Origin of the sequence: Collinsella aerofaciens, assembly GCF_039062315.1 — a bacterium.
In the GTDB taxonomy this organism is placed as follows: domain Bacteria; phylum Actinomycetota; class Coriobacteriia; order Coriobacteriales; family Coriobacteriaceae; genus Collinsella; species Collinsella aerofaciens_BG.
In genome coordinates this window covers 30068-41841 of record NZ_JBCJBG010000004.1, presented here as the reverse complement: position 1 = coordinate 41841, position 11774 = coordinate 30068, and the positions used below count along the sequence as shown (strand labels likewise).

General features: G+C 60.3%; 9 protein-coding genes. 2 read left to right on the top strand and 7 right to left on the bottom strand.

What is annotated here, in order from left to right; all coding sequences use genetic code 11:
- Positions 1 to 343: hypothetical protein (locus ABCP74_RS03065; RefSeq protein WP_343102190.1), on the top strand; the 343-nt coding region annotated here is incomplete at its 5' end.
- Here ABCP74_RS03065 and gyrA read toward each other — a convergent pair.
- From gyrA to ABCP74_RS03030, 7 genes are all read right to left on the bottom strand, one after another.
- Complete coding sequence (gene gyrA, locus ABCP74_RS03060) at positions 299 to 3007, bottom strand: DNA gyrase subunit A (protein ID WP_343000774.1); 2709 nt, start codon at positions 3005 to 3007, stop codon at positions 299 to 301. The genes ABCP74_RS03065 and gyrA overlap by 45 nt on opposite strands.
- 41 nt (positions 3008 to 3048) lie before the next feature.
- Complete coding sequence (gene gyrB / locus ABCP74_RS03055) at positions 3049 to 5079, bottom strand: DNA topoisomerase (ATP-hydrolyzing) subunit B (protein ID WP_161155910.1); 2031 nt, start codon at positions 5077 to 5079, stop codon at positions 3049 to 3051.
- A 105-nt stretch (positions 5080 to 5184) separates the two neighbouring features.
- Positions 5185 to 5748, bottom strand: a complete 564-nt coding sequence (locus ABCP74_RS03050; RefSeq protein ID WP_152068592.1) for a DciA family protein — start codon at positions 5746 to 5748, stop codon at positions 5185 to 5187.
- Positions 5735 to 6841 carry a DNA replication/repair protein RecF gene (recF, locus tag ABCP74_RS03045; RefSeq protein ID WP_006236184.1) on the bottom strand — a complete coding sequence of 369 codons (1107 nt, stop codon included), beginning with the start codon at positions 6839 to 6841 and terminating at the stop codon, positions 5735 to 5737. The genes ABCP74_RS03050 and recF overlap by 14 nt, the downstream gene beginning before the upstream one ends.
- 10 nt (positions 6842 to 6851) lie before the next feature.
- The gene (gene dnaN / locus ABCP74_RS03040) at positions 6852 to 7955 is read right to left on the bottom strand and encodes a DNA polymerase III subunit beta (protein ID WP_152068594.1); all 1104 of its coding nucleotides are present in this window, start codon (positions 7953 to 7955) and stop codon (positions 6852 to 6854) included.
- 238 nt (positions 7956 to 8193) lie between these two features.
- Positions 8194 to 9918: a DnaA ATPase domain-containing protein gene (locus ABCP74_RS03035; RefSeq protein WP_152068595.1), complete on the bottom strand. Its 1725-nt coding sequence runs from the start codon at positions 9916 to 9918 to the stop codon at positions 8194 to 8196.
- 15 nt (positions 9919 to 9933) lie between these two features.
- Positions 9934 to 11358 carry an ATP-binding protein gene (locus ABCP74_RS03030; protein WP_229025827.1) on the bottom strand — a complete coding sequence of 475 codons (1425 nt, stop codon included), beginning with the start codon at positions 11356 to 11358 and terminating at the stop codon, positions 9934 to 9936.
- Between the two features lie 273 nt (positions 11359 to 11631).
- Here ABCP74_RS03030 and rpmH point away from each other — a divergent pair, with 273 nt between their 5' ends.
- Positions 11632 to 11766 (top strand): 50S ribosomal protein L34, encoded by a 135-nt coding sequence (gene rpmH, locus ABCP74_RS03025; protein WP_019127408.1) that lies wholly within the window; start codon positions 11632 to 11634, stop codon positions 11764 to 11766.
- Positions 11767 to 11774: the final 8 nt, after the last annotated feature.

The following is an 11774-nucleotide window of genomic DNA, read 5'->3' as shown; positions in this document are numbered from 1 at the left end:
ATCGCGCAAGGGATATATTAGACGAGTCGTCACGCGCACGTCAACAACTTTTTTGAAAATCTTTGGGAGGGATGGTCGCTGGGCTGGCGAGATGGTTTTGGTTTGCTGCTCGGACAGTCCTGCGCAAGACGAAGGCCACATTAAGTGGCCTTCTTTGCGTGCGGAACTCGCGACAAACCAAAACCATCTCGCCAGCCCAGCGACCATGGGGTCCCAAGGTTTTCAAAAAAGCGGTCGGCGCGCAGGTGCGCCGACCGCCGATATATGGGGTCTGATGTTTTTGACCGGAGAGGACTACTTACTCGTCGAGGAGATCCTCCGGCATGTCGTTGCCGTCGCCTAGATCGACAGGGGTTTCTTCGGGAGCGGAGCTGTCTTCTGTGGCTTCGCCTTCGGGCTTCTCTTTGGCGGCTGTCATGCGGGCTACGGCGCAGATGCGGTCGTTGTCGTCGACGGTCATCATCTTGACGCCCTGGGTGGCGCGGCCGGTCTGGCTGATCTCGTCGGTCTTGACGCGAATGACCGTCGCGCCCTCCGTCACGATGAACAGCTCGTGCTGCGGGCCCACCGTCTTCATGGCCGCGAGGTTACCCTTACGCTCGGTCATTTGAATGGTGTAGACGCCCTGGCCGCCGCGATTCTGCTCCGGGTAGTCCGCGACCGGCGTGCGCTTGCCGTAGCCGCGCTCGGTGATGACGAACAGATCGCCGTTGCCGTTAGTGACCTCCATGCCCAGAACGCTCACGCCGTCCTTCATACCGATACCGCGAACGCCGCTGGTATCGCGGCCGGTGGCGCGCACCTGCTCCTCGGAGAACATGATCGCCTTGCCCGCGGTGGTGGCCAGGATAATCTTGTCGCCCTCGCGCACGCGGCGCACGTTCAGCAGCGCGTCGTCGTCACGCAGGTTGATAGCAATCAGGCCATCACGGCGGCTACGATCGTAAGCACTCATCACGGTCTTCTTGACCATGCCGTTCTTGGTGGCAAACATCAGGTACTCGTCGGCCGGGAAATCGCGGCAGCTGATGACGCTCGCGATCTTCTCGCCCTCCTCGAAGGGCAGCAGGTTGACGATCGCGGTACCGCGCGCCTGGCGCGTACCCACCGGCAGCTCGTGCACCTTCAGGCGATAGACCTTGCCCTTGCTCGAGAAGAACAGCACGTACTCGTGCGTGGACGCGATGAACATCTCATCGATAACGTCGTCCTCTTTGAGATTGACGCCCGACACGCCCTTGCCGCCGCGCTTCTGGGCGCGGTAGGCGGCCACCGGGATACGCTTAACGTAGCCGGTGTGGGTGATGGTCACGACCATGTCCTCGTCGGCGATGAGGTCCTCGACATCCAGGTCCTTCTCAACCTGGCTGATCTCGGTGCGGCGCTTGTCGCCAAACTTCTTGGAGATCTCGCGCATCTCTTCCTTGATGACGCCCAGAATCTTCTCCTCGTGCGCCAGCAGGTCCTCGTAGTAGGCGATGGCGCGGCGCAGGCCGTCCAACTCTTCTTGGATCTTGTCGCGCTCCAGGCCGGTCAGGCGGCGCAGCTTCATCTCGAGGATAGCCGTGGTCTGCTCGGGCGTAAAGCCAAAGCGCTCAATCAGGCGGCTGCTGGCCTCGGAGTCGGTCTGCGAGGAGCGTATGATGCTAATGACCTCGTCGATATGGTCAAGGGCCATCAGGTAGCCCTCGAGGATATGGGCACGCGCCTGGGCCTTCTTAAGGTCGAAGCGGGTGCGGCGGGTGACTACGTCGACCTGGTGGTCGATGTAGTGTTGCAGCATCTCGCGCAGGCTCAGGCATTTGGGCACGCCGTTGACGAGCGCCAGGTTGTTGGCGCCAAAGGTCGTCTGCAGCGAGGTGTACTTATACAGGTTGTTGAGCACGACCTGCGGAATGACGCCCTTCTTGAGCTCGATGACCAGACGGATGCCCTTCTGGTTGGACTCATCGCGCATATCCGAGATGCCCTCGATGCGCTTGTCGTTGACGAGCTGGGCGATCTTCTCCTGCAGGGTGCCCTTGTTGACCATGTAGGGAATCTCGGTAAAGACCAGGCGGCTGCGACCGGTCTTGGTGGACTCCACATGTGCCTTGGCACGCACGGTAATGGAGCCGCGGCCGGTCTCGTAGCTCTGCTTAATGCCGGCGCTGCCCATGATGATGGCGCCGGTGGGGAAGTCCGGACCTGGCATGATCTGCATGAGCTCGTCGACGGTGGCGTCGGGGTTGTCGATCAGGTAGCAGGTGGCCTCAATCGCCTCGGTGAGGTTATGCGGGGCGATGTTGGTGGCCATGCCGACGGCGATGCCCTGGCTGCCGTTGACCAGCAGGTTGGGGAAGCGCGCAGGCAGCGCCACGGGCTCGGCAAGTGATTCGTCGTAGTTGGGCTGCCAGTCGACGGTATCCTTCTGCAAGTCACGCAGCAGTTCCATGGCGGGCTTTGCCAGGCGGCTCTCGGTGTAACGCATGGCCGCCGCGCCGTCGCCGTCGATGTTACCGAAGTTGCCGTGACCGTCGATGAGCGGCGTGCGCATGGAGAACCACTGCGCCAGGCGGACCATGGCCTCATAGACCGCGGAATCGCCGTGCGGGTGGTACTTACCGATAACTTCGCCGACCGTCCAGGCCGACTTCTTATGTGGGCGGTTGGGGTAGATGCCGCTCTCGTTCATCGCGTACAGGATGCGGCGGTGAACCGGCTTTAAGCCGTCGCGCACGTCCGGCAGGGCGCGCGCCGTGATAACCGACATCGAATACTCGATGAACGACTGCTTCATCTCGCGACCGAACTCCGAAATCTGGAGCTGGCCGCCGTTGATATCCTCGCCGGCCGAGGCACCACGGTCGACTTCGCCAAAGCTCTCCTCGAGCTCGGCGTCGTCTTCTTCCTCATCATCATCGGCATCGGGGTTATAGGCGTCCGGGTCGCCGTCCTCGCCCTGCTCAGCACGGGCAAGCAGGCGCTTCAGATCATCGGGCATACCGGCATCGCCGGTCTCGTCCATACCCCCGTTATTGTTGATATCGTCTGCCACGTTACCTCCTCTTAAGCGTCAAGGAAACGCGCATCATGCGCATGTTTTTCAATGTACTCGCGACGATAGCCGACCTCGGAACCCATCAGCTCGCGCACGGCGCGGTCCGCCACCACGGCGTCCTCGATCGACACGCGCTGCAGAATGCGGGTCTTGGGGTCCATCGTCGTCGAGGCAAGCTGCTTGGGGTCCATCTCGCCCAGGCCCTTGTAGCGCTGGACGGTATAGCCCTTGCGCTTTTTGGTAATCTTGCCGTCCTTGGCCTTGCCGTCCTCGTCGTTATCGTCGGGGTTCAGGCCCAGACTCTGGATGGTGTCGCGCAGGATCTCGTCTTCGGGCTGGCGGCCGTTGGGATACACGTAGTGGATCTTGTTGCGCACCTTAATGCCAAAGATGGGCGGGCAGGCAACATAGACGTAGCCGGCATCGATCAGCGGACGCATGTACTTGTAGAAGAACGTCAGCAGCAGGATGCGGATATGCGCACCGTCGACGTCTGCATCGGTCATGATGATGATCTTGTGGTAGCGCGCCTTGGTGATATCGAAATCGCCGCCGTCGCCGGCACTCGTCGTGACGCCGCAACCGATCGCGGTAATCAGCGACTGAATGGTGTCACTCGAGAACGCGCGATGGTCACCAACGCGTTCGACGTTCAAAATCTTGCCGCGCAGGGGCAGAATCGCCTGGATGTCTCGGCGACGGCCGTCCTTGGCCGAACCGCCTGCCGAGTCGCCCTCTACGATGAAGAGCTCGGTCAGCTCGGCATCGCGCACCGAGCAGTCAGCGAGCTTACCGGGCAGGGACGCCGTCTCGAGCAGGCTCTTGCGGCGGGTCGCCTCGCGCGCCTTGCGGGCGGCATTGCGCGCCTTGCAGGCCTGTTGCGCCTTCTTGACGATCTCGCGAGCGGGCTTGGGATGCTCCTCGAGGTAATCGACAAGGCCGTCGGTCACAATCTTGAGCGTGAGCGCTCGCATATAGGAGCTGCCGAGCTTTGCCTTGGTCTGGCCCTCAAACTGCGGATCGGGCAGCTTGACCGAGATAACGGCCGAAAGGCCCTCGCGCACATCGTCGCCGGTCAGATTGGCGTCTTTTTCCTTGAGCAGGTTCTGCTTGCGCGCATAGTCGTTGATCACGCGGGTGAGCGCGGTGCGGAAGCCCTCAAGGTGCATGCCGCCCTCGGGGGTGTAGATGTCGTTGGCAAACGACATGACGTTCTCGCCGTAGCCGCTATTCCACTGCAGGGAAACCTCAACCTCGCCCATCTTGGCCACAGGTGCGTCCGGGTCCGATTTGCCCTCGATGTAGATAGGCTCCTTAAAGGCCTCGGGGACGTCCTTGCCCTCGTTAAGGAACTTGACGAAGTCGATGATGCCGCCCTCGTAGCAAAACTCCTCCACGTGGGGAGTAGACTCGCGCTCGTCAGTCAGCACGATTTTGAGGTTCTTATTGAGGAACGCCGTCTCCTGCAGACGGTTGTGCAGCGTATCGAAATCGTAAATGCAGGTCTCGAAGATCTCGTCGTCGGGCCAGAAGGTGACGGTGGTGCCCGTCGAATCCGAGGTGCCCACGACCTCCATCTTCTTGACGGTCTTGCCGCGCGAGAACTCCATCTCGTAGGTGTTGCCGTCGCGACGAACCTGAACGACCACGCGCTTGGACAGTGCGTTGACGACGGAGATGCCAACGCCGTGCAGGCCGCCCGAGACCTTATAGGCCGAATTATCGAACTTACCGCCGGCGTGCAAAATCGTCATGACGACCTCGAGCGTCGGGATCTTTTTAACAGGGTGCTCGTCGACGGGGATACCGCGCCCGTTGTCGACGACCGTGATGGAGTTGTCGGCGTGGACCGTCACCTGGATCTCGGTGCAGAAACCGGCCATGGCCTCGTCGACGGAGTTGTCAACGATCTCCCACACCAGGTGATGCAGACCGCTGGCGCTCGTCGAGCCGATATACATGCCCGGGCGCTTACGAACGGCCTCGAGACCTTCGAGAATCTTAATCTCGCCGCCATCGTAATCGTTTTCGTTTGCCACACGTCCTCCTTCAGTCAAGAAAATGTGTACAGCCTTACTAGTTTATCGTAAAAAAATACCCTCGGGAACGATGGTATTTGGCTCTACAAGGCCACCAGATGCGATTTAAGGCTCTTTTTTGCTTTGCACGCCCTTGGCCCACTCGGCACTGGCTCTCATGGCGTTCTCGAGGGCCTCGCGCAGTTTTTGGTCTTCGATGGGCGCCACTTGGCGCTCAATCTCGGTGCGCTCGGCATCGCTGAGGTCGGCGTGTGGGGCCGGCGGGCGCTCGGTCGCCGCTGGGCGAAGGCGCTCCTTGGCGGCGGGCGGCGTGTGACCGGGCGCGGTGGTTTTGAACACCAGGCCATCCACATGCGCACCGGCGCGCTCCATGCGCGCGCGGATGATCTCGCGCAACAACGTCATTTCCTGCGTCCACGAGGGCGAGTCGAGATATACCAGCAGCTCATTGGACTCGGGCAGGTAGCGCAGGCCCGTCACATGCCGCCCCTCGCGCGTGCCCGAGCACACCGCGTTCCACGCGCGATAGACCGCGCGCGACTCCTCGGCGGCCTCCATCTGCGCACGGCGCTCAGGGGTCGCAGCCGCCAGGATGCGCTGGCGCTCTGCGTTCAACAAGCCACTGAAGGCGACCGTTTCGCTCTCGCGCTCGTAATTAGCACGTCTCACCCATGCTCACCACCTTGGCTCGATCAAGCAGGTCATCGGTAAAGTACCCCAGGTTGGTCGTGGTTATGACCGTCTGGATATCATCGCCGATCAGCCGCAGGAAAGCACCGCGGCGTTCGCCGTCGAGTTCGCTCATCACGTCGTCCAAAAGCAGCAGTGGGGCGGTGCCCAGGACATCGCGAGCCACGGCCACCTCCGCCACCTTCCAGGCCAGAACCAACGTTCGCTGCTGACCTTGGCTGGCAAATGAACGGGCGGAGCGACCCGCCACAGCAAACTCAATCTCGTCGCGATGCGGTCCCACCAACGTCACGCCGCGGCGAATTTCCTCGTCGGCGTGCTCATCAAGGGCAGCCAGCATGCGCTCGTACGCCCAGCCCTTCAGCTCTTCGCGATCATCGACCTGGGGCAAATCCCCCAGCGTGGACGCATAGGACACGTTGGCGGCTTCACCGGACGCCACTTGCCCGTAGGCAGTACGCACATGGCCCGCCAGCCGGTCGAGCAGGGCCAACCGGTGCACGAGCAGAGCCGCGCCCGCGCGGGCAATCGAATCGTTCCACGCGCCGAGCATCTCGCGGCAGCACCAGGCCTCCTTGAGCAAGGCGTTACGCTGGGTCACGCAGCGACCATAGGTGCTCGCAAGATCGGCATAGCGTGCGCTCAGTTGCATGCCAAAGTCGTCGAGGGCGGCGCGGCGCACACTGGCGCCTCGCTTAACCATGTCCAGATGGTCGGGGCAAAACAGCACGCTCGGCAGAACCCCGCGCACACCGGCGGCAGAGCATCTCTTGCCGTTGCGGCTAAACGAGCGTTTACCGTCCTCCGCGCTCAATCCCATATCAAGCACGCGGCCGTCGCCCTCGAGCCTCAGCTCGACCTTGCACGAGCCCACGCCGTCATGGACGAGCTCGGCTGCGGTCGGATGCCTAAACGAGGCGCCGCTCGTCAGCAGCTGCAGCGCCTCTATGAGATTGGTCTTTCCCGCCGCGTTGGGTCCCGCAAGTATCGTCACGCCCTCGTCCAGGGCAAGGCGATAGCTATCGAAGCTGCGGTAGTGCGCGACGGAAAGATCGCGGGCGAACATGGTCATAGGGCAGTTGCTAGATGCGGACCGGCATGACCAGGTACAGGTAGTTGATCTTGTCGTAGGACTTGAAGATGCCCGCCTGCGAGTAGCTCTTGAGCTCCAGCGTGATCTCCTTCTCCTTGGACAGGGCATTGAGGCAGCCAAAGATGTAGTGGTAGTTGAAGGCGATGGTGCCCGACTCGCCCTCGGCCTCGACATCGATCGTCTCCTGCGCAAGGTCCTGGTCATTGGAAATGGAGGACAGGCCCATCTGCCCGTTCTCGACATCGATCTCGAACTTGACGGCGGGGTTGGCGCTCGCGATAACGGCCACGCGCTTGAGGGCGGCGTTAAAGGCGGCGACGTCGATCTTGACGCTCGTCACGCACGAATCGGGGATGAGCTGCTTGTAGTTGGGGTACACGCCCTCGATGCGGCGCGACACGTAGGTGGTGTTGCCGGCCTCAAAGACGACCTGGGTGTCGGTAGCCCCGATCATGATGGTCGCCTGGCTGGCCATGATGTTCAGCGCGTCGTTAAAGGCGTCGGCCGGAACGTTGAGTTCAAAGGAGCCCTCGAGGGTTGAGGTCTCGACCTGCGTATCGCACACGGCCAAGCGGAAGGAATCGGTCGCCACCAGGCGCACGGTGTTGTTCTCGACCTTCATGTGCACGCCACCCAGGATGGGGCGGGCCTTGTCAGTCGAGGTGACGCGCCACACGCGGCCGACCATTTCGGACAAGATATCGGTCGGCAGTTCCACGGCGCTCTCGATGGCATAGGCCGGAAACTCGGGGAAGTCATTGGCATCGAGCGTGTTCAGGCGGAAAGAGCTCTTCTCACAACCAATCAGCACCTGGCGCTCGGACAGCTCAAAGGTGACCGGGGCATCGGGGAGGGTCTTGGTGATATTGGAGAGCATCTTACAAGGGATAACCATCTCGCCCCCTTCTTCGACATGTGCCGCGATGCGATGACGGATCGAGATGGTGTAGTTAGAGGTCTGGAATTCCAAGATGCCGTCTTGCGCCTTGACGAGCACGCCCGACAGGATGGGAAGGGTGGACGCCGAAGCGACACCCTTCATAACGACGCCGATGGCTTGTGTAAGCGAGCTCTGGCTGACGGTGAACTTCATCTTTTAATACCTTTCTTTAGATATAAATATCTTAATAATAGTAATAGCACTGACGAAACTGTTGATTACTCCCAAAGACGCAGGTCAGACCCAGAAAGAGAATCGACAGCAACCTGTGTGCAACGGGGGTGGTTTTCCACGTTCAAAACCTGCGCAAAACTTTTCACCACCGCGGGTTGGGTTTTAGACACCTTATGCCCATGGTTTCGACAAGTTTTCAACAGGTGTCTCTATTTCCCTACGAGCGCAGTGTAATTTTATCGCGCAGCGATTTGAGGTCTTCGGTGACGGTACGGTCTTCCTGGATCATCTTCTGGACCTTTTTGTAGCTCGTGCTGACGGTCGAGTGGTTGCGGTTGCCAAATTCGGCGCCCACCGCCGTGGTCGTCATCTCGCACATCTCGATGGCCAGGTAGATAGCGATATGGCGTGCTTTGGCGATATTGGCGTTGCGACGCGGGCCGATGAGCTCCTCGTGCGTCACGCCGTACTGCTCTTCGATGACGGACTGAACCGTCTGGACGTTGATCTTTTTGGCCGATGTGTCGAAGTACTGGCTGGCGATGGCGTCGATATCGTCAAAGGTGAGCTCCCCGCCCTCGCGCTCGCGGTCGCCCGCCTCGCCGGCGCAGCGCTCGCAAAAGCTCTCGAGTTCGCGGATGTTGGTGCCCGAGACCTCGGCCATGTGTTTAAAGTGCTCGTCGGTCAGGTGTCCGCCGTCGCCCCCATAGGCCGCCAGCAGCGAGTCGTCGCCTGCCTCGGGAGCGGCGACGATGGTGTTCTCGTAATAGCGCTGCAAGATCTTGTATTTCATCTCGTAGCTGGGCTCTGCGACCAGGCAGAGCATGCCGGCGTTGAAGCGGCTGGTCAGACGCTCGTCCATGCTCAGGTCCTTGGGGGCACGGTCTGCCGCGATGACGACCTTCTTGTTGTTGCGGATGAACTCGTCCATGAGCTGGAAAAAGTAGTCCACGCTCGCGCGCTTGCCGATGATGTTTTGGATGTCATCGATGATGAGCACGTCCACGCCGTGGTACGCCTGCATGATGGGGGCGTTGCTCTTCTTTTGGCGGTCGAACTCGGTCATCAGGTCGTCCAGATATGCCTGGGAGTTGGCATACTTGACCTTGATCTCGGGCGACTTCTCGGCGAGCTCGTTTTTGATGGCAAGCAGCAGGTGCGTCTTGCCCAGGCCCGATTTGCCGTAGATGAACAGTGATGTGCATGTGCCGCGCTCGTCCGCGAGGGCGGCAAACTTGAGTGCCGAGCGATAGGCATGGCTGTTTTCGGGGCCGTAGACAAAGTTCTCAAAGGTAAATTTTGAGTTCGCGGCGAGCGGGGCTCCATCCGTATTCTGCTCGGCCGGCACGGTCGGCGCCGGTATGGGTGAAGCGGGGGTCGCAGCTTGCGTGGATTTAGTCGGCGCTCCGCCCTTCATCTGGTTCATCATGCGACGAAAATCATCGGCCGAGAGCGTGTTCTTGATTGCAATGCCCGAATCCGCGCCCGCCGCTGCGTCGTGAGCGATAGGCATGTGCGTGACGGGTGCGTTCGTTGACGTCGCCGCCGCGGTCGGCAACGGTGCCATGGTTTCACGGGAAACATCGCTGTGCTGGTGCTCGATTGTCGGCACGTCGCCTGCGGAGGTCGGTGCCGCCGGGGAAGCGGCGGGAGCCGTGGCGGGCGCCGTCGCGGCAGCGGATTCCGTTGCGGCGCCTTGCGGTGCCACGATGTCGAGCGCGATCGGTGCAAAGGCGATTTCTTCCAGATAGGCCTCAATAGTCGGCTGATGCTTTTTGAGCTGCGCGATGGCAAAGCGCGAGGGGGCCTCGATCGTGAGCGTATCTTCGGTCAGGCTTATGGCCCGCGATTGCCCCAGCATGTTGATGAGGCGTGCATCTTGGCCGTCGCGCTGGCAAAAGGCGATGGCATCCCCCAGGATGATGCTTGCTTCCTCGTCCACTGTCTCTCCCGTTCTTTAGCTCTGAGCTCGCACGCGAGCGGCGCCGAGTTCGGTCAGATGGTATTTCTGGCCATGCTTGATGACCAAGCCGGCCTGCGCCAAGTCATTGAGCGTGCGTGACCAAGTGGGGGCCGAGTTTCCAAACGCCCTCGCCAGATCGGTTGCACCGCACGCTTGATTTTGCGCCAGATAGCCCAGCGCGGCGTTGCCGCGATCGCTTACGAACACGTCCGGTTGTGGCTGCGCATACTGATTTGCTGCATTAGGATACATCATTTGAGCTGCTGGTTGTTGAGAACTCTGCATCGGCGGCATTTGCTGTTGAAAACTTTGAGGCCACTGTTGGTAAGGCTGCAGAGGCATCTGTTGGGCCCAGGGGTTGTACTGCTGCTGCGGCATCTGCTGGTACGGCTGCTGATATCCCTGCTGGTACTGCTGCGGGAACTGCTGGCCATACCCCAGTGGCGGCATCTGCTGATATGGATATCCCCGTTGGTACGGCTGATAGCCCATTTGCTGGCCACCCGGTGCCCCCGTCGCCTGCTGCATTGCTGCTGCATCCTGATCTGCCAGCGGCATGGCCTCTGGCATGTTTGGCGTCATCGACATAGATGCCGCCTGGGGCTCTTGTGTGGGAAGCATTCCGGGCTGCTGCATCTGCCCCACGGGGGGCTGCATCTGCTGCGTTGCCATGGGCTGCTGCGCAAAAGCTCCCGGCAGGGGATATGTGGGCTGCTCCGTCTCGGGCCGCACGGCAGCACCGCGTCCGCCGGCACGCTCGATTTCCTGCACGCGTTTAGGGTTCAGGCTTACCGTAACCACGGTGCCGTTGCCCATGTTGTCCTCGATGGATACGGCACCGCCGGCGTTTTCCAAATACTCCTGCACCATGGGAAACCCTGCTCCGGTTCCACGGATATAGCGCTTCATCTTGCTGTTTGCGCTGGTAACGCCAAAGTCGAAAGCGCGTTCCTTGTCGTCGATGCCGGGTCCTTGGTCAGCAAAGCGGATGGTGTCTCCGCCGTCCAGAATCGAGATGATGGGCTCTGCAAAGTGTGCGTGGATAAAGTTTTCGACAATCTCGCGGATGACCATGAGCGAGATATGGCCACCTTGTTCTTTCATGCACTGGTAGACGGTGTTGGTCGTCTCTTCCAAATACGTGCGGACATCTTGCGGATCGATGACGATCACACGCGGTGTCGACAGCATGTCGTCATAGACGGCGATGCGCGCGGCGTACATGGCTTTTGGCGCCTGCGTTGTCGTCTGTTCACCTTCGTCACGCTCTTCGCGCACGCCGGTGATGTGCTCGTTGTCGGGTGCCGGGTCTCCGGAATCGACCATGGTGTAAAAGTCGTCAGACATGCCGCTCGCAATCTTCCAAAAGGTTTCGAACAAATAGTAGCTCACCGTGCAATGTTTCTCATCTTTCGACAAACTTTCAAAACCTGTTGAAAACTTTGGAAAATGGACGAAAAGTTCTCAACATTGCCAACATGACCTGTTGAAAACTCGATGAAATATCATGAAAAGTTGCCATGCACCGCTAAATCGAGCTTGGCTTATGGGGGAACCGTGTGAACTGCGCAACCTTTTACCTTTGATTTCTTGACATTTGAACATTGATTTCCCTACAATCTTCAAGCTCACGTGTCTATATCTGCGTCCGCGTCCCCGCGGACACTCGAAATGCAGCAGGAGGAACTTAAGATGAAGCGTACGTATCAGCCTAATAAGCGTAAGCGTGCCAAGACCCATGGCTTCCGTGCCCGTATGGCCACTAAGGGTGGTCGTGCCGTGCTCGCCCGTCGTCGCGCCAAGGGCCGCAAGCGTCTCACTGTCTAGCAGCGATA

Excerpts from the sequence above, each read along its gene's own strand:
- rpmH (WP_019127408.1), top strand. The coding sequence starts at position 11,632 with ATGAAGCGTACGTATCAGCCTAATAAGCGTAAGCGTGCCAAGACCCAT.
- dnaN (WP_152068594.1), bottom strand. The coding sequence starts at position 7,955 with ATGAAGTTCACCGTCAGCCAGAGCTCGCTTACACAAGCCATCGGCGTC.
- recF (WP_006236184.1), bottom strand. The coding sequence starts at position 6,841 with ATGACCATGTTCGCCCGCGATCTTTCCGTCGCGCACTACCGCAGCTTC.
- gyrA (WP_343000774.1), bottom strand. The coding sequence starts at position 3,007 with ATGGACGAGACCGGCGATGCCGGTATGCCCGATGATCTGAAGCGCCTG.